Below are 17,645 nucleotides of genomic sequence, written 5' to 3'. Positions count from 1 at the left end.
ACATTACGTGTGGAAAATACGGCGGTTAGTAGTTTATCGGATCCATGCTTTTGTATCTTCAGGGCTTAAAAATTGGATCAGGAATGGGGACGACTGTTTATAAAGACAACATAATAGAATGACGTTTTTTATTGATTTCTTGGGAGATTTCCTGCTCCAACGCAAAGCCGAATTGATACAAAGTAGCTTCGTCAAATTCTTTTCCTATAAGCTGTACTCCGATAGGTAGGCTGTCTTTTGAAAAGCCGCATGGAACAGTTAAGCTAGGGAACCCATTCAAATTAGTCGGGGACGTGAGTTTCGTAATAGTTGAGCGGATATGATTCCCATACCCATTCGTAATTGTTGCATCCCGACTTCCAATATCGGGTGGCAAAATAGACATGGTAGGCGTGAGTAAAATATCACAATCGTCTAATGCCTCGTTGAATTCCTTTTTCGCTAATTCTCTATTTTGGAGTGCACGGGCGAATTCAAAGCCTTTTGCTAGAAGACCTGTTTGTAATCTTTCTTTGACTTCCTCATCCCAGAGGTCCGGGTATTCCTTAAGGTTATTCTCATGAACAGCGTAGGCTTCCGTTCGCAGAATTATCCGTTGTGCCTCTAAACTTCTCTCACTAATGGAGAGTTTAATTTGCCTTATTTCTGCTCCAAGCATTTCAAATGTTTGAATCACATTTTTAATGGCAAATTGAATTTCTTCATCAATATCTTCGTAATAATAAGCTGTGGGGATACCGATTATTTTTCCTTTCATATCTTTCCCTAATAGGCGAGTGTAATCTTCTTTTTTCCGTCGAATAGACTTGGGATCCTCTCGGTCGTACGCAACCATCTCATTTAATAGCAAAGCATTATCAATTACAGATCTTGTCAGTGGTCCAACATGATCAAGTGACCAAGAAAGGGGATAGACACCCCGATTACTAATACTTCCAAATGTCGGTTTCATGCCTACAATTCCGCAAAAAGATGCTGGAACCCGGACGGAACCACCTGTATCGGTTCCTAAGGCGCCGAAACATAGATATGCTGACACGGCAGCAGCTGATCCCCCACTGGATCCGCCTGTCATTTTCTTTATATTATAAGGATTGTGTGCCGGTCCAACATGAGAACGGTCTCCAGTCGGACCAAAGGCAAATTGATGTGTATTATTTTTACCGATTATAATGGCACCTGCTTTGATTAATCTATTAATTACGAAAGCATTTTCTTTTGGTGAGAAATTCCTATATATTTCGGAACCCATCGTTGTTTTAATCCCTTTTGTAAAGATATTATCTTTAATCCCAATAGGTATGCCATGCAGAGGTCCTTTATAGTTGCCTTGCTTGATTTCTTTTTCCATCTCATTTGCATCTTTAAGAGCCTTGTCCTCATTCACTGTAATATAAGCATTTAATGTGGGGTCTGTTTTTTTAATTCGGTCAATTGTGCTTTTAACGAGTTGTACTGGAGAGATTTCACCCTTCTTTATTTGTTTTGCCAGACTGTGGATTTCCTTAGATAAAAAATCATTCATAAAACCTTCCCCCTTTTGATATGTTGATAGTACAAACACTTTATGCTCCAGGAATTGTATTATTGCCTATTAAAGTCAATTAAAAATTATTTCGGAAATATTATGGTCAGTAGGAGTGAAACGATGTTATCAACATGGTTCTGGATTCAATTGATTATTTTTATTTTAGTTATGGCTATAGTTATCGTCGTTGCGACGAAAAGGACGAAAACAATTGATGACTTTGCCATAAGTGGAGCAAATTTAGGGCCTGTTGTCTTAGGCTTATCCTTCGCTGCAACGGTAATGAGTGCTGCGACATTTATGGGGTATCCAGGATATTCGCATGCCTGGGGATTCAGTAATTTATGGCTTTATTTATCGTTATGTGTAGCAACTCCCATCGGCTTTCTTACAGTTGGAAAAATGGTCAGAAAAGTTAATACAAAGCAACGTTCCTTATCCCTTCCCGACTGGCTTGGAGACTATTATAACAGTGACTTTCTAAGAGTTGGCTCCGGACTTATCATGTTATTTAATCTATTTTATATCGCTGCTCAATTCTCCGCAGGTGCACAAATTTTCGAGAAAATTGTGGGGACTAGTTATGGCATCGGACTAGTTATTATTGCTGTTATTGTTATAGCGTATGTGTTCGTAGGGGGTTCCTATGCTGACGTTTATACGGACGCCATCCAAGCGATGTTAATGATTATAGTTGCTGTAATTGTATTTATTTCCGCTATTGTTATATTCGGTGACGGAAATATTAATGCGGCTTTTTCTAACATTACCGAGAACTTCAAAGAACAAGACGGGAATTTATTAAAGGTTTTCAATCCAGAATCGAATTACTATGCCTTTTCAGCAGTGCTAGGTTTATTTATCATTCAATTTGCTTTTGCATCTCAGCCACAACTATTCAACAAAGTCTTATCACTTAAAAAACCTAGTGATTTACGAAAAATGTTTATTGTTTATATTATTACTACGGTGCTTTGCTTACTTGTTTTATTCGGTGGTTTCTATAGTCGTGTTGCTGTACCAGAGTTGCAAAATGCTGACCTAGGTTTACTTGCTTATGTAGAGTGGAGCATGCCGGCGTTTTTAGGAGCATTAGTTGTAGTTACGATTTTGGCTGCTGCCCTATCAACGACAGACGGATTATTCGTCGTCATGTCTACTGTATTTGCGAATGACATTTATAGAAAATTTTTAGTTAAACGAGGAATTGTTAAAGTAACCGATGAACAGATGCAAAAGACGGCTATGAGTATTAGTCGCTGGGCTGTTATTGTTATTGGAATACTTGCCTGCTTTCTCGTATTAAGTCCGCCTCCATTTCTTGGCGACTTGATGTGGATTGGGATTTCCGGAGTTTCTGCGGGCACGCTTGGTCCTATTATGTACGCTGTTTTCAGCCGGAAAAAAGCCTCTCCACGTGCAGCGGAAGCGTCTATGGTTATTGGGCTTGTATCTTATTTAATGATCGTATTCACAGGAATTGAATCCAGTCCACTCGCAGCTGGAGGGTGGGCAACTTGTGTGGGGATTGCTGTAATGAGCATTTTGGCTAATGTATTAAAGCGCCCAGATGATCAGACTGCGTAATCACGCATTGACGGTCTGTAATACCCCCACCTCTAAACATGAAGGAAGCCCAACATGTGAAAGTGGAGGAGATATACAGTCCGTAAATCCCGATCCTGTTCGACTAACATTCAGTGGAGACCCTCACTGAATGAAGTTTCACTTTATTTAATCGTAGGATACTGATTCGGAAGGGAGAATAATAATCAATGTGGACTAACCCAATGTTATCGATTTGGTTGTATATGGCTATAGGTGGCTTGATTGTACAAGGGATTATTTTATGGAAGTTTTATGGACCGGAAGATTAGGAAGATAGGAATGACAGAAGTTTAATAAAAGGTGTATTCTCTTATGATTAGGAGACACACCTTTTTAGTATATCAGCGAGCAATTAACTATCATCTATGTCAAATGCAGAGACATCTTTATTTTGCTTTTCATATAATGATGGTGAGGTGGTTAGCCATGGTAGAGATTCTTATGATGGGGACAATAATCGCTCCTGTTACAACAGGCATTGTTCAGGCATTAAAAGTTTCCAAAATAGTGCCTAAGCGGTATTTACCTTTAGCATCCATTTTTATTGGTGTTGCGCTTGGAGCGTCTGCAACATTTCTTGGAGCAGACCTTCTTGTCCGCAGCTGGGCTGGAGGAATTAGTGGACTTGCCGCCACAGGATTGTTTGAATTGAGTAAGAATGGAAGAGATATAAACGATCCAGAGGAAGAGGAGTAAACGGTCATACTTACTTTGCTAAAGAGCGCGCTAATTAAAATGCGCGCTCTTTTATGTATCATTTTACATTATATGTGAAGAATAAAGGTGCTTGTAATTATTCGCTGGAGGTAATGTTATGACTAACTCTAATACACAACTAACATCATCTGAAATCGCAGCAATTTGGACATCCTACATGAATGACAGTATGAATCAATGTATATTAGAATATTTTTTAAAAGACGTTGAGGATTCGGAAATCCGATCACTTGTCCAACAAACTTATGATTTTATAAGTACACATGTGAATAAATTAGACCAACTTTTTATTATGGAGAAGCTCCCGCTGCCAGCTGGCTTTGGTAAGGAAGATGTCAATCTGAATGCACCGCGCTTATATACCGACGGGCTTATGCTTGAATATATTGGGCATTTGACTAGGGTTGGATTAGTTGCGTACAGTGGTTTTATCACCACGAGTGCCAGGAAAGATATTAAAACTATTTTTAAGGAAGGAATCACGGGAGTATTGGAGTTGTATGATAGGGCAACGGATATTTCCGTAGATAAAGGTTTATTTGTGCGGCCTCCATATATTCCTTATCCAACAAAAGCAGACATGATTGACAGCAAGAAATATTTTAGTGGAATGAATCCATTCAGTAATAAGCGACCACTAAATGCAGTGGAAATATCTTATCTTCATATGAACGTACGGACGAATATGATTGGAGGGAAGCTTGCAATAAGCTTTGCGCAAGTCTCTGCCGTTGAGAAGGTGCAGAACTGGATGCTAAGAGGGAGAGATATTACGAAAAAACATATTGGAATCTTTGCTAAGATACTTTCCGACAATGATTTGCTAGCACCTCTTTCATCAGATGTTTCCATAACGGATTCAACGATTCCCCCTTTCTCGGAAAAGTTAGGGATGTTCTTGTTCGCAGAGTTGTGTGCGTTAGGAATTGGAAATTATGCAACGGCTGCTGGAGCAAGTCAGCGGCATGATCTTATCGTGAATTATGAACGTTTATCCCTTGAAGTAGCACAATATGCGAAAGATGGAGCAGAGATTATGATTGAAAACGGATGGTTGGAGCAACCTCCAGGTACAGTGGATAAAGAGAAGCTTGCGAAAAGCAAAAACAAACATAATTAATATGCTATCAAACGTTTAATCTGTAGGATGTGAAAGGATGAAGCAATCACCGCTTGAAAAAATATTTTGGAGTATTGCTCTGCCGGGTTTTGGACAATTGTTGAATGGGAAAATCGTGAAAGGTCTTATCTTCATTACAGCTGAATTCATGATTAATGTGAAATCAAATTTGAATCAGGTGATCATTTATAGTTTCCGAGGAGAGATGCAAACGGCCATTGCGGAGACGAATTATCTTTGGCTTATGTTCTATCCATGTGTATATATGTTTGCCATTTGGGATGCTTATCGGGATGCAGGAGGAGCGAGGTCTCCTTACTCTTTTCTCCCATTTGTTTTCAGCGCATACTTCGGAACAATTGGATTAATCTACTCCTCCACCTTGAGAATATTCGGTGCGTTAATTGGTCCTGTTTTCTTGCCGATTATATTCTTATGTATCGGAACCTTTGTTGGACTTGCTATTGTATCGATCATCAAGCAGATGAGGAAAGTGGCTGGGACATAACAACACGGGCGCTTGCGCCTTTGTGTGGATTTAACTCATTTTAGAATAGTTATGTCCTAGCCATTTCAGCTTTTTTTATGACTCAACTTTTGCACCCTGAAAATATTAAAGCAAATCATCCTAATTAAGCGCCCCTAACCGTTATTAATTAAAAAAGTCTTCTCAAAATGAATGAATGCTTTCATTCAACGTAAGTATCTTGCTGTCATTATTTTGGTGTCCTGATTACCGTTCAGTTGCCCGGTGGACGGATACTTTCCCAGTTAAGTAAGCTAATGATGCATATGGGAAAATAGGGATCGTTTGTTTTCTTATTAGAGCGAGGTAAGCGTCCTAATAGGAAAATAGTTCCCTATTGTTTTCCCATTAGAGTAAGCTGAGCATGCGAATGGGAAAATAACCCCCAGTAGTTTTCCCATTTAAGTAAGCTGAATATGCTGATGGGAAAATAAAACCCAGTTGTTTGCCCATTAGAGTAAGCTGAGCATGCGAATGGGAAAATAACCCCCAGTAGTTTTCCCATTAGAGTAAGCTGAGCATGCGAATGGGAAAATAACCCCCAGTAGTTTTCCCATTAAAGTAAGCTGAACATGCTGATGGGAGAATAACCCCCAGTAGTTTTCCCATTAGAGTAAGCTGAGCATGCGAATGGGAAAATAACCCCCAGTAGTTTTCCCGTTAAAGTAAGCTGAATATGCTGATGGGAGAATAACCCCAGGTTGTTTTCCCATTAAAGTAAGCTGAACATGCGAATGGGAAAATAACCCCCAGTAGTTTTCCCATTAAAGTAAGGTGAGCATGCGAATGGGAAAATAACCCCCAGTAGTTTTCCCATTAGAGTAAGGTGAGCCCCCTTAGCGCTTAGCCCGAGGCGGTCTAAGAACGCTCTTGTATGTGGCAACGTCTGCATGAGCACATTCTATGCGTCGAGGCTCACAGCCACTTAACGGAAAGTGAGAGGTGTCGGGACTGCGGACCTTTAGATAGCCAAGGAATACATAACTGTTTCAGACGGCAAATGTTGAGTTATGATTTATGAAGTTTTATGAAATCAGCTTCAAACCAACTGCAGCACCTAGTACCATACTAATAAAAACAATCCTTCTCCAGTCCTTGGATTCTCCGTATATTAACATACCTAAAATTGCTCCGCCGGAAGCGCCGATCCCTGTCCAAACTGCATAAGCTGTACTCATCGGAAGCGTCTCCATGGCATATGCAAGAAAAATAAAACTAGCCCCAAATCCAAGAATCAACAAAGCTAATGCTTTAAAGTTTCGGTCGATATGCAATTTATTGATCATAGCAACACCGAACATTTCAAATATACCTGCCAAAATTAACGAAGTCCATGCCATTAGGATTCACCGCCTTCCCTAACGTTATCCGGTGTCACTAATTTCAAACCAACGACACCTGCTAATAAAATAAGAATTAATATTACTTTCTCTAACCCGAATGGTTCTCCAAAGAATACTATCTCAGAAAAAACGGTTCCCGCTGTTCCTAAACCGACAAAAACCGCATAGACCGTACCAACCGGGAGTTTCCTTCCAGCCATAATCATTAAATAGAAGCTGATATAGATGGCGACAACCGTTCCAGCCCAAGTCCAAAAATCTTGTGCGTGTTTTAAACCAATCACCCAAAAAACTTCAAAGAAAGCAGCAATAATCACTTTCATCCATTCTTTATTCAATTGTATTGCACCTCCAAAATAAGAATTTCCGAAAAACAAAAAAGCCTGGGAGAAACTGTGAAAATACAGTATCTCCCAGGCTTTTATCCTTCCGTGGCACAGCAAAGCTGCGAGTTTTCTCTCGGTCTCAGACCAACAAAGTTGCGGAACCCTAGAAAACATTCAACTTATGCAATTACTTTTTACTATACAGGAGTAGGAGCGATTTTTCAAGAGAAGGGGATTTAATTATTGAGTCAAGTTTTCACATTGGAATAATCTAGTCCTTACCAAGTATACTAAAGGGTAATGACAAGCTATAAAAGGAGAGCTTATGACGAATTTATTTAATTTCAACTTGGAGAACACGTACGCGGAACTCCCTGAAACTTTTTATCAAAAATTGAGGCCGAACCCGGTGGCGAATCCTCAACTTGTTTTTTATAATGAGGAACTTGGAAAAGCACTTGGTCTCAATAATGAAGAAATGCAAAGTGATGAAGCAATCGCTATTTATGGGGGAAATGCTCTCCCGCCAAATGCGATACCGCTAGCTCAAAGTTATGCCGGTCACCAATTCGGTCATTTCACGATGCTCGGTGATGGACGTGCGGTACTGCTTGGGGAACAAGTGACACCTGACTCCAAACGCTTCGATATCCAGCTGAAGGGTGCAGGGAGGACAGCCTATTCCCGTGGTGGTGATGGCCGGGCTGCACTTGGGCCAATGATTAGGGAGTACATGGTTAGTGAAGCGATGCATGGCTTAAATATCCCTACTACAAGGGGCCTTGCTGTAGTGACGACAGGGGAAGGGATTCGCCGGGAGACGATACTCCCGGGTGCGATTTTGACGAGGGTGGCTTCCAGTCATATTCGGGTAGGTACATTTCAATTTGCAGCCCACTTCTGTGAAATAGATGAACTTGTGCAACTTACTGATTATACAATTGAGCGGCATGATCCAGAAGTAAAACATGCGGAAAATCCGTACCTCGCTTTTTTGAGAAACGTGTTGGATCGGCAGGCGCAATTAGTCGCGAAATGGCAGCTCGTCGGGTTTATTCATGGCGTGATGAATACCGATAATATGACGATCAGCGGTGAAACAATTGATTATGGTCCATGTGCTTTCATGGATGCGTATCATCAGGATATTGTATTCAGTTCGATTGATGTGAATGGGCGTTATGCCTACCGGAATCAGCCGAGCATTGCCGCATGGAATCTGGCGCGCTTTGCAGAGACACTGCTTCCTTTACTCGGAAGGAGCAAGGAAGAACCCTTGAAATATGCGCAAGAAGCTATTTCAGAATTTGGTCCTTTATATAAGAAATATTGGCTGGAAGGGATGCGACAGAAACTCGGGATATTTGGTGAAAGAGAAGGGGATGAAGCCCTCATTGAAGAATTGCTCACGTTGATGCAACATTATCATGCCGATTATACGAATACGTTCTTAGCGTTAACTTATGGCAAAGAAGAAGATTTTCCGCTTGGACGTATGGATGAATTTAAAAAGTGGAAAATCAAATGGCAGGAAAGGATCAAAATACAAAGCGAGACGCAGGAAGCAAGCAACAAGCTTATGTATGAGCATAATCCAGCATTGATTCCGAGAAATAAGTGGGTAGAGGACGCCATCGAAGCGGCTGTTCAAAAGGAAGATTATACGCCAGCAGAAGAATTAATTCATCTCTTGAAAAATCCCTTTGCCCATACAGATGAACAGAAGGAATTTGCGAAAAGAAATTATGACACCGGAACTTCTTATCAAACATTTTGCGGGACGTAAAAAAGAGAAAGAAACGTAATAATGAAGCGCGTTTCTTTCTCTTTTTTATCACATTCTCCTTACAACGCATAATTTCTTCTTCCATCCATAAAAGGAGTCCCATTAGACTATCGCTTTAGCTGCTTCCATTGCTGATAAGCTTCCTTTAAACGAATCTGGTTCGATAATAATATTCAAAAAGTCCACCCTTTCGAAACAACTACAATAATGTGAATACATTATATAAGAGACGGTCTATAATGGGAAAGACCATTATTGAAAAACTTTAAAAAATCCCTGTTTATCCATTGAAAAAATAATTTAATTCTGATAAGATAACATCAACAATTGAAACGTTATGTGTAACTGGCGAAACGCGGAGACCACCGCGGGGGAGCACATAATGAAATCATGTCGATCGCCTGGGCAGAGGTAAGGGATTTTTAACTCCTTGCCTTTTTATGTTTAAGGAGGCGACTTGAATGAATAGAATATTCAAAAGCGACGAATGTTATGGGTGACACTATAACGGGAGCGGCTTCTGGAGAGAATGCATATGCATCGCCGAAGGGTTCAAAATCTCAGGCAAAAGGACAGAAGAACAACAAAGGTTTATTTGTTGTTTTCTAGATCTTTCTGAGATTGGGGTTTTTTCCAGTCTCTTTTTATGTTTCTAGGCTGCGTTGTGGAGATTAGAAAGAAAAGTAAGAGTAAAAAGGAGAAAGAGTAGAGAGATGACAACAATAACTTTAGACAAAACAAAAAGAATTAAAACGTTGAATCATATTGCTGAGGTAGGCCTCGCAATATTTAATGAAGAAGATTACACGATTGATAATGAAGCAAATGATCCGGATGCAATTGTTGTCCGGAGTTATCCGATGCACAACATGGCATTCGGTGGAAATTTAAAAGCTATCGCACGTGCTGGCGCGGGTGTGAATAATATTCCCGTTGATACTTGTTCCAATCAAGGTATTGTTGTATTCAATACTCCTGGGGCAAATGCGAATGCCGTAAAAGAACTCGTGCTTACTTCTATTATGGCATCCTCTCGTAACCTGTTTAACGGAGTCGATTGGGTGAAAGATTTAAAAGGCAAAGGGGAAGAAGTACCGCAGCTCGTTGAACAAGGGAAAAAGCAATTTGTCGGACGTGAGGCGAAAGGGAAGAAGCTAGGCGTCATTGGACTTGGTGCAATTGGAGCGATGGTTGCTAATGATGCACTGAATCTTGATATGGATGTTATTGGGTTTGACCCGTATATTTCTGTTGATACGGCTTGGGAACTATCCCGGAATATTAAGCGTGCGATGTCTCTTGGAGATGTATTTGAACAGGCGGATTTTATCACAATTCATGTTCCCCTTACAAATGAGACAGCAGGTATGCTAAATAGGGAAGCTTTTGAACAGATGAAGCCAGGCGTCCATATTCTGAACTTCTCGCGTGGCGGGCTTGTCGATGAAGATGCGCTTGAAGTGGCTCTGGAGAAGGGCCGTGTCGGTAAATACATTACTGATTTCCCTAATGATCGCTTACTTCATATGGAAAATGCGATAACATTACCCCATCTTGGTGCGTCAACGATTGAATCAGAGGAAAATTGTGCACGAATGGCAACTCGCCAGGTGAGAGATTTCCTAGAGACAGGTAATATTAAAAACGCGGTGAACTTCCCGAATGCGTTTCTTCCTTATACAGGAAAGCGCCGGGTTACGGTTTTCCATCATAATGTACCGAATATGCTCGGCCAAATTAGTGCGATTATTTCTAAAAGGGGTCTAAATATTGCGGCAATGATTAACAAAAGCCGTGGTGACTTGGCATATACGATGATTGATATTGACGAGAAAGTGAACGGGGACGTCATTCCAGGAATGGAAGCCGAAATTAATACAATCGAGGATGTAATCCGAATTCGCACAATCTAATCCAAATGGGACAGAGGCTCTGTCCCATTTTTTCGTTGTAAAGGAAAATTTTAAACAAGATGTTGTGAGAGATTCTAGCGCTTATGTCCGTTCTGACTCTTATCAATCAAAATCAATATGGAAAGCATGAAAACCAGCTGGAATGTGTTAGTTTTTCCAGCCGGTTTCATTATTTTTTGTCCTTTCTTTCATCTGTAATTACGCGATACGGGCGCATCATGTCATAATCTTCATGTTCGAGGATGTGGCAATGCCAGACGTATTCACCGGTATAGGGACCGAAATTTGCAATCACGCGGGTCATCGTTCCAGCGGGTACTTCAATTGTATCTTTCCAACTGCGATTATTCGCAAGAGGAGCTTGTGGTGCTCCTGTAAACAAAAGGGTCCCATCTTCATTGAATCGTTCAAGATCAAAGGTCTGATGATCCAGCACTTGAAATTGAATAAGATGAATATGGATTGGATGGGAGAAGTTGGTTGTGTTTATGAATGCCCAAATCTCTGTCGAATCTAACTGTGGATTTTCCGTAACTGGATCATGCCATTTCAGATTATTTAAAAGCAGTAAAGGACGATCATATTCATCAGTGGAACCAACTAGTTTTAAATAACGGACCGTCTTAATTTCATCTTGTTTTAAGGAAGGGACATAGGAAAGGTTAACAGGTAAATTACTCGTATCTTTACTTTTTAGCTTTTCTGTAACCCGGAATTGCATAATTTCTCCCATTCCGTCAGCTGGATCAGCACCTGGTCCAAGATTATTTTTTAGTATAATCGTTTGGCCTTCTAATTCCGAAAAATCGATGATGACATCGATACGCTCGGCAGGCTGCAGCCCGATTTCTTCCATTTCGACGCGTTTTCTAAGCAGCCCGCCATCTGAGCCGATTTGATGTAAAACCTCTCCATTATCAAGCGACAGCCGGTAACCTCTCGTGTTGGAGCCATTTAAAATACGGAAACGGTATTTCCGAGGTTCTACTTCCAAATATGGCCAAATTTTTCCGTTTACAACAATTGTATCTCCTAAAAATGCTGGCACAATGGAAGGGTTCGGTAAATTGGGATCAGCGTCATTTGGTTGCGCTGGGTAGGATAAGGAGCCGTCTGGATGGAAGCTCCGATCGACAATCATTAATGGAATTTCGTAGTCACCACTTGGGAGGTTTAGGGATGCTTCATGTTTATCCCGTAAAATGTACATTCCGGCAAGCCCGGCATATACATTGAGCCTTGTCAGTCCCATTGCATGATCGTGATACCAAAGTAAGCTGCTGCGCTGATGGTTTGGATAATGAAACGTCCGTTGTGTAAATGTTGGCCCTGTAACTTGGAAATTTCTTGTATACCAAGCATCAGGATGCCCATCGCTTTCTGGCTTTGTTTCCATCCCGTGTAAATGGACAACTGTACGGACGGTAGGGAGTTTATCCAAATCATGGATGGAAGTATCAACGGGCAGGATATGTCTGTTCGGCAGCTCATTATGCCATGTTACAGATACCGGTTCATCACGGAATGCTTCAATCAGCGGTCCAGGAAATTGCCTATTATATCCCCATAATGTGGTTCGCGGCAAGTCACGGTGTAATTTGGCCCGGAATTCTTCCATCGTTATATCGTAATGTGCACCATTCCTTGTTTTTTTACTTGGTTGAAGTGTGTTTAAAAGCGGTAGAGGATCCACAAATTTTTCCAGTCGTTGCATTCTTTCACCTCAAATCTTCCTTATAACTAAACTCTCGCTCCTGAAAAAATCAATCTTACCAGGGATTTATAGTCGATGATGTGTATAGTTAGGCATGGTATTGCAACAAAAGGCATTCTCCTTAAATAAACTGTGGGCCTAAATGAAAGTTTCACTTACGCTGAATGGAAGTTCTTTCAATTTTTTTAAGATGTATCCTGTGTTTCAGGTTACGAAAGTTGAGCTTATAATAGTAAATGCAGTAATTTTTAATTGGGAAAGGCGAATGTACTATATAGCTATGAAAGTAGCCGCGACTATCGAGTGTAACAGGCTGGATGTATTGATGTATCATGCTTCAGGGTTTTAGAAACACATTAATACGAAGTGGAAAGATCTAACATCCGGTAGTAGCTCGATTCGTTCAACTATACCATTTAGTGGGGAATAAAAAGTTCCTCTTATTAAATGAAGTTTCACTTTAATGGTGATGGTTGGAACATATGAAGTATGATAAAATATGAAGGATCTAATTTGAAGGAGGAATAATAATGACGAAGGTACCTTTTCTTGCAGTTGAAGGTCCAATTGGTATTGGTAAGACTTCACTTGCAAAAAAGATCGCCAGTCATTTTGAATTTCATTTGTTGAAAGAGATTGTAAGTGAGAATCCTTTTCTTGACAAATTTTATGAAGATATAAATGAGTGGAGTTTTCAAACAGAAATGTTTTTCCTGTGTAATCGATATAAACAGTTAGAAGATATAGATAAGGACTATTTGAAGCATGGTCATCCGGTCGTGGCGGACTATCATATGGCGAAAAATATGATATTCGCAAAACGGACTTTAGATGAAGGTCAGTTTGATAAATACAGGCAGATTTATGAGATTTTAACGAAGGACATGCCGCAACCTAATCTTGTCATTTATATAACCGGTAGTCTCGATACGATTATGGAACGAATTAGGAAGCGGGGAAGAAAAATCGAGAAAAATATTGAATCGGAGTACTTACAGCAACTGTCGCTGGATTATAAACAATTCATGAACGACTTTGAAAAAGAAAATCCCGATATCCCGCTAATTCGGATTAACGGGGATGAGATGGATTTCATGCAAAATCAGGATCATCTGGAAAAAATTTTAAACATAGTTAACGAACAGCTGACAATTAAAGGAGCAAGCAAATGAATTGGAGAGAGAAATACGGTATACCGAATGATGCAGTAATTACGATTGCCGGTACAGTAGGTGTTGGGAAATCGACGATGACTACAGCTTTGGCGGAGGCACTCGATTTTAAAACATCTTTTGAAAAAGTGGATCATAATCCATATCTGGAAAGCTTTTATAAGGATTTTGAGCGTTGGAGTTTCCATTTACAAATTTATTTCCTGGCGGAGCGTTTTAAGGAACAAAAGAAAATATTTGAATACGGTGGCGGTTTTGTTCAAGATCGCTCGATTTATGAAGATACTGGAATTTTTGCGAGAATGCATTACGAAAAAGGAACAATGTCACCTACGGATTATGAAACATATAAAAACCTATTCGATGCGATGGTCATGACGCCATATTTCCCGCACCCAGATTTATTGATTTATTTGGAAGGATCTTTAGATGAAATAATTGGTCGTATTCGCCAGCGGGGGCGAGAGATGGAGCGGAAGACACCGGTTAGTTACTGGGAAGAAATGCATGACCGGTATAGTAAGTGGATTGACAGCTTTAATGCCTGTCCTGTTTTACGAATTAATATTGCAGATTATGATTTGAAACAGGAGGAATCTCTTGAACTGATTCTAGAGAAAGTTGGCCGGCGGATTGGCAAGCGTAAGATGAGATCCATGATTCCAATAAATGAGGACTATCGGCTGTAATGAAGAATTCCCTAACGGTCGATTTCTTGCATAAAATAAGGGGAGTAACCAAGTAAGGGGTGAAACCATGGGATTATATATTAATGGCGATTACGAAGATATTTATCAGACGGATGAAGCGGTTGATGATAATAATCAGGTAATATATTTTCATAACCGTACTACTGAAAGGCTTAAAGAACAAACGCAATTCAATGAATCGGTCGAGAAGCATGTAGCGGAAATAAAATCATCAACTGACAGGCAACATGTGCTGAATATGCAGAAATGGCATGAATTCGAGACGGAATATAGAAGACTGTTAGCGAAATTAGCAGCTATTTCAGAGGAGAATGAACGGCTTGCAAAACAAGTTACAGCATATATGGAGCGTCAGGAGGAGATTACGAACCAATTAGCCATTGACAAGAACAGGATGAAAGGTCTGGAGAAGCGAGTCGAGGAGCAGGAAGCAATGACAGCAAAGGTAGTGCGGCAACTGGATCATTTTCGCAGTGTCTTATATGAACGCACGAACTATTTAGCTGAAAAGGTTGAGGAAGCGACAGCATCTATTATCCGGTTTTTAAAAAATGAACCATACACATCAAGTACAAAGGAAAAAGAAAAGGCGATACGTTGAGTCGGGATATAAGTTGGAAAGAAAATAGGGCGGGGACATTTATCCCCAGCCCTATTCAAAGTTCAATTTATAGTCATCTGCTTTAATCATTTTTAATTTCCGGGAGAACACATAGATTAATCCTAAGTTTAATATAATTGGCAAGATGAGGAACGTGCCAAGCATAATCGTAATATTATTTAACGTCCAGCCGCCCTCAGCAAGATTAATATAATTTAAAGGCCCGACTAGACCAGATAAACCGAAACCCGCACTATAAGGCGTCCCTTGAATATTTAATACCCCCGCAAGTCCTCCAAGGAAAGCTGCGGTAATCAGCATAGGAAATGCAATTTTCGGTTTCATGATGAAGTTCCGCATTTGAATCTTCGGGGAACCAAGCACATGGGCAAGAGCTGTACCGAGCGAGTTTGCTTTATAGCTTGCAATCGCAAGCCCAACACCTGCTGCTACAATCCCGAGATTTGCCGCTCCAGAGCCGATACCGAAAAGCATAATTACCGTTGCAACACCAACAGTAGAGATAGGGGAGAGGATAATGAGACAGAAAATCACTGCAATCATTGCGCCCATCAAAACCGGCTGCATATTTGTAACAGCAGCAACCAATTCTCCTAACAATTCGGTTGAATAACGGATGAAAGGAAGTAAAGCATAACCTATCATACCTGGAACAATAATACTTAAAGTCGGTATTAATAGAATGGAATAGCCTTTCAAACGATTTCCAATCCATAGAACAAATAAGACAGCAAGTGCCGCCGTAATACCAGTGTTAATCACGATCCCGATACCGTTTAATGCGAATAGCCCTTCTTCGGTTTTCATAATAGCCCCGCTGCCGATCATCGCTGCAATGCCGACAGAAGCTGTTTGAATCGGTGTTAACTTAAATGTTACTCCAACCATTACTCCAATTAAAATCGGCAGTAAACTCATGACCATTACGGTTATATCAAATAAATGCTCCAAAGCTGGAAAATATGGAATTAATATTTTTAAAATTTCACCTAATAAAGCATTTGGAATTAGTGCGACAACAATCCCGATACTCATTCCGTTTAATAACTTACTGAAAAAATCCTTCATCCCCGCTCGTCTCCCCCAAACAAAGTAATTGCAGTAAATTATAAGATGAGTTTCGTTAATAGTCAACCATTTTTCTTTTGCAGAGTAATGCTTTTATGTATTAAAGTGAATGAGTGGCAAAAAAGATTGGGATAGAAGTCAATTCAGTTTCGCTTTTCTCAAAAATAAAACAGCTCTGTCACTTTTTGGACGAGCTGTAGATTATTTATTTAGTTGTTTCCATTACAATTGTTCCAGCTTTGCGGTCATGAGGGAATAGTTTTCCTGCTTGGCCTTCAAAGCTATCCCTATTCTTTATGTACGCGATGGTGCTAGTAGTGTCCCGGTGCAGCATTCTTTTTAAGATCTGTTCGTTCGTCAATTCCTTGCCGTCTTCACTTTTTAGTTCGATTCCCATTAGTTTGTAACCAATTGTCTGTCCACTGTTTTTGAGTTGCACATATTCTAATGTGTACTGGCTCAGAATTGGTAACACAATCATATGGAATGCTTCGTTTTTTATTTTTTTCCGTAAGAAATATTCTGCAGCTAGAGAAGCTGCCGTGCTAATACAGCCATCAATTAGTGAGGCCTTTAAGCGTTTTTTCGTCAATGGTTTCATCATAATTCCTCCCTTTGTCCTCATTACATACCTCTACCATATACGGAAATTGATTAGAATAGGTTTCATTTATAATAGAATATCTTTTGAGTTTGTGTTGTCGATTTTCGTTCTGTGGGAAAGAAATGCTGTCGTAAGATAGAGGCTCTTTCAATAAATCTAGCATGAACGCTCGTTTTATGACGAAAAGGCATGAACTATGGATAATATTTCTACTATCTAGTTCTTAAGCAAGATAAGGTACGGATTATCTTTTTTCCAATTTAAAGAAATATCTATTAAAAGAAACCGTTTTGGGAGATAAATCCTATCCTTTAAGACTCTGATCGTTTCTTCCTCTTTTAAAAGATCTCTCGTAAAGACTCTTTCCTCCTATGAGAAAAATAGTTTAATTATCCGATTCTTTTTATAATTCCATCTGATACGATGGGACGTAACATCAATCGTAACAAATAGAGGGGGAGGGGTATGAGGAAAACGATTCGGACTGGACTCATGGGTTTACTATTTCTTTTTGCTTTTAATATATCTATTATAGCAGCAAGTGACTACACTCCTTGGAAATTACATAAAGATTCGGCCCAAGAAATAGTTCAGACCATTCGGACGTACTTCCATAAGCAATCTATTAAACCAATAGAGGAATGGGACGGGCAAAGAGAAGAGCAAGTTGCGGAATTGGAGGTGTTGTTGGATGGCGAAAAATCACAGATTATCACGGAAGTAAGGAATTACGGGAAGGGATTGGAAGCGCAATTAAATAATTTATTGGAAAAGCAATCGGTATTAGAAGTGTACGCTACTTATGAAACAGAGAGAAATGAGCAGATGCATGTAGAAGTGGAAGAAGAGATTGCAATATTTTTAGATGAATTATTATCAAAAAAATAA

16 protein-coding genes and 3 riboswitches are annotated in these 17,645 nt (G+C 40.0%); of the genes, 10 read left to right on the top strand and 6 right to left on the bottom strand.

The genetic code is table 11. The annotated features are described in order from the left end of the window. Positions 1 to 97: 97 nt before the first annotated feature. Positions 98 to 1,525, bottom strand: a complete 1,428-nt coding sequence (locus SPD53_RS05135) for an amidase (protein WP_336251823.1) — start codon at positions 1,523 to 1,525, stop codon at positions 98 to 100. 123 nt (positions 1,526 to 1,648) lie between these two features. On the opposite strand from SPD53_RS05135, the gene SPD53_RS05130 reads away from it, so the two are divergent. The 4 genes from SPD53_RS05130 to SPD53_RS05115 all read left to right on the top strand — a co-directional run bounded on the left by SPD53_RS05130 (position 1,649) and on the right by SPD53_RS05115 (position 5,481). Next, the gene (locus tag SPD53_RS05130; protein ID WP_336251822.1) at positions 1,649 to 3,115 is read left to right on the top strand and encodes a sodium:solute symporter family protein; all 1,467 of its coding nucleotides are present in this window, start codon (positions 1,649 to 1,651) and stop codon (positions 3,113 to 3,115) included. 447 nt (positions 3,116 to 3,562) lie between these two features. Further along, positions 3,563 to 3,832: a holin gene (locus SPD53_RS05125; protein ID WP_156855695.1), complete on the top strand. Its 270-nt coding sequence runs from the start codon at positions 3,563 to 3,565 to the stop codon at positions 3,830 to 3,832. Between the two features lie 118 nt (positions 3,833 to 3,950). Then, positions 3,951 to 4,973 (top strand): DUF3231 family protein, encoded by a 1,023-nt coding sequence (locus SPD53_RS05120; RefSeq protein WP_156855696.1) that lies wholly within the window; start codon positions 3,951 to 3,953, stop codon positions 4,971 to 4,973. A gap of 37 nt (positions 4,974 to 5,010) precedes the next feature. Further along, complete coding sequence (locus SPD53_RS05115) at positions 5,011 to 5,481, top strand: hypothetical protein (protein WP_156855697.1); 471 nt, start codon at positions 5,011 to 5,013, stop codon at positions 5,479 to 5,481. A gap of 1,043 nt (positions 5,482 to 6,524) precedes the next feature. Here the strand turns inward: SPD53_RS05115 and SPD53_RS05110 are convergent. Continuing rightward, on the bottom strand, positions 6,525 to 6,839 hold the full coding sequence (locus SPD53_RS05110; protein ID WP_336251821.1) for a DMT family transporter: 315 nt from the start codon (positions 6,837 to 6,839) through the stop codon (positions 6,525 to 6,527). Further along, complete coding sequence (locus tag SPD53_RS05105) at positions 6,839 to 7,180, bottom strand: DMT family transporter (RefSeq protein WP_156855699.1); 342 nt, start codon at positions 7,178 to 7,180, stop codon at positions 6,839 to 6,841. The genes SPD53_RS05110 and SPD53_RS05105 overlap by 1 nt, the downstream gene beginning before the upstream one ends. A 70-nt stretch (positions 7,181 to 7,250) precedes the next feature. Next, positions 7,251 to 7,346: riboswitch (guanidine-I (ykkC/yxkD leader) on the bottom strand. 147 nt (positions 7,347 to 7,493) lie between these two features. Here SPD53_RS05105 and SPD53_RS05100 point away from each other — a divergent pair. Together SPD53_RS05100 and SPD53_RS05095 are read left to right on the top strand one after the other, a co-directional pair. Beyond that, positions 7,494 to 8,954 (top strand): protein adenylyltransferase SelO, encoded by a 1,461-nt coding sequence (locus tag SPD53_RS05100; protein ID WP_336251820.1) that lies wholly within the window; start codon positions 7,494 to 7,496, stop codon positions 8,952 to 8,954. A gap of 331 nt (positions 8,955 to 9,285) precedes the next feature. Then, positions 9,286 to 9,368: riboswitch (ZMP/ZTP riboswitch) on the top strand. A 96-nt stretch (positions 9,369 to 9,464) separates the two neighbouring features. Further along, positions 9,465 to 9,540: riboswitch (glycine riboswitch) on the top strand. Between the two features lie 127 nt (positions 9,541 to 9,667). Continuing rightward, positions 9,668 to 10,867, top strand: coding sequence for a phosphoglycerate dehydrogenase (locus tag SPD53_RS05095; RefSeq protein WP_188858662.1), 1,200 nt, complete (start codon positions 9,668 to 9,670; stop codon positions 10,865 to 10,867). A 169-nt stretch (positions 10,868 to 11,036) separates the two neighbouring features. Here the strand turns inward: SPD53_RS05095 and SPD53_RS05090 are convergent, their stop codons facing one another. Continuing rightward, entirely contained in the window at positions 11,037 to 12,581 is a 1,545-nt protein-coding gene (locus tag SPD53_RS05090) for a multicopper oxidase family protein (RefSeq protein ID WP_188858663.1), read from the bottom strand. Positions 12,582 to 13,111: 530 nt separating this feature from the next. On the opposite strand from SPD53_RS05090, the gene SPD53_RS05085 reads away from it, so the two are divergent. The 3 genes from SPD53_RS05085 (at position 13,112) to SPD53_RS05075 (ending at position 15,064) form a co-directional block, all read left to right on the top strand. Beyond that, positions 13,112 to 13,753: a deoxynucleoside kinase gene (locus SPD53_RS05085; protein ID WP_336251819.1), complete on the top strand. Its 642-nt coding sequence runs from the start codon at positions 13,112 to 13,114 to the stop codon at positions 13,751 to 13,753. Beyond that, a complete protein-coding gene (locus SPD53_RS05080; protein ID WP_156855704.1) occupies positions 13,750 to 14,442 on the top strand; it encodes a deoxynucleoside kinase in 693 nt (230 codons plus the stop codon). Before SPD53_RS05085 ends, SPD53_RS05080 begins: the two co-directional genes overlap by 4 nt. Positions 14,443 to 14,509: 67 nt before the next feature. Further along, positions 14,510 to 15,064, top strand: a complete 555-nt coding sequence (locus tag SPD53_RS05075; protein WP_336251818.1) for a hypothetical protein — start codon at positions 14,510 to 14,512, stop codon at positions 15,062 to 15,064. A 51-nt stretch (positions 15,065 to 15,115) separates the two neighbouring features. Here SPD53_RS05075 and SPD53_RS05070 read toward each other — a convergent pair whose 3' ends face one another. Both SPD53_RS05070 and SPD53_RS05065 read right to left on the bottom strand, forming a co-directional pair. Next, positions 15,116 to 16,153, bottom strand: a complete 1,038-nt coding sequence (locus tag SPD53_RS05070; RefSeq protein ID WP_336251817.1) for a PTS transporter subunit IIC — start codon at positions 16,151 to 16,153, stop codon at positions 15,116 to 15,118. A gap of 205 nt (positions 16,154 to 16,358) precedes the next feature. Continuing rightward, entirely contained in the window at positions 16,359 to 16,754 is a 396-nt protein-coding gene (locus tag SPD53_RS05065; RefSeq protein ID WP_336251816.1) for an RDD family protein, read from the bottom strand. A gap of 468 nt (positions 16,755 to 17,222) precedes the next feature. Between SPD53_RS05065 and SPD53_RS05060 the strand changes: the two genes are divergently transcribed. Beyond that, the gene (locus SPD53_RS05060) at positions 17,223 to 17,645 is read left to right on the top strand and encodes a hypothetical protein (protein ID WP_336251815.1); all 423 of its coding nucleotides are present in this window, start codon (positions 17,223 to 17,225) and stop codon (positions 17,643 to 17,645) included.

It is taken from the genome of Oceanobacillus sp. MO10714A (assembly GCF_037072045.1).
Classification (GTDB): Bacteria; Bacillota; Bacilli; order Bacillales; family Amphibacillaceae; genus Oceanobacillus; species Oceanobacillus indicireducens.
The sequence above is the reverse complement of the archived record's forward strand: the minus strand, read 5'-3'. Positions and strand labels throughout refer to the sequence as shown.

Excerpts from the sequence above, each read along its gene's own strand:
- SPD53_RS05080 (WP_156855704.1), top strand. The coding sequence starts at position 13,750 with ATGAATTGGAGAGAGAAATACGGTATACCGAATGATGCAGTAATTACG.
- SPD53_RS05075 (WP_336251818.1), top strand. The coding sequence starts at position 14,510 with ATGGGATTATATATTAATGGCGATTACGAAGATATTTATCAGACGGAT.
- SPD53_RS05130 (WP_336251822.1), top strand. The coding sequence starts at position 1,649 with ATGTTATCAACATGGTTCTGGATTCAATTGATTATTTTTATTTTAGTT.
- SPD53_RS05095 (WP_188858662.1), top strand. The coding sequence starts at position 9,668 with ATGACAACAATAACTTTAGACAAAACAAAAAGAATTAAAACGTTGAAT.
- SPD53_RS05135 (WP_336251823.1), bottom strand. The coding sequence starts at position 1,525 with ATGAATGATTTTTTATCTAAGGAAATCCACAGTCTGGCAAAACAAATA.
- SPD53_RS05060 (WP_336251815.1), top strand. The coding sequence starts at position 17,223 with ATGAGGAAAACGATTCGGACTGGACTCATGGGTTTACTATTTCTTTTT.
- SPD53_RS05085 (WP_336251819.1), top strand. The coding sequence starts at position 13,112 with ATGACGAAGGTACCTTTTCTTGCAGTTGAAGGTCCAATTGGTATTGGT.
- SPD53_RS05065 (WP_336251816.1), bottom strand. The coding sequence starts at position 16,754 with ATGAAACCATTGACGAAAAAACGCTTAAAGGCCTCACTAATTGATGGC.
- SPD53_RS05100 (WP_336251820.1), top strand. The coding sequence starts at position 7,494 with ATGACGAATTTATTTAATTTCAACTTGGAGAACACGTACGCGGAACTC.
- SPD53_RS05115 (WP_156855697.1), top strand. The coding sequence starts at position 5,011 with ATGAAGCAATCACCGCTTGAAAAAATATTTTGGAGTATTGCTCTGCCG.
- SPD53_RS05125 (WP_156855695.1), top strand. The coding sequence starts at position 3,563 with ATGGTAGAGATTCTTATGATGGGGACAATAATCGCTCCTGTTACAACA.
- SPD53_RS05120 (WP_156855696.1), top strand. The coding sequence starts at position 3,951 with ATGACTAACTCTAATACACAACTAACATCATCTGAAATCGCAGCAATT.
- SPD53_RS05110 (WP_336251821.1), bottom strand. The coding sequence starts at position 6,839 with ATGGCATGGACTTCGTTAATTTTGGCAGGTATATTTGAAATGTTCGGT.
- SPD53_RS05090 (WP_188858663.1), bottom strand. The coding sequence starts at position 12,581 with ATGCAACGACTGGAAAAATTTGTGGATCCTCTACCGCTTTTAAACACA.
- SPD53_RS05070 (WP_336251817.1), bottom strand. The coding sequence starts at position 16,153 with ATGAAGGATTTTTTCAGTAAGTTATTAAACGGAATGAGTATCGGGATT.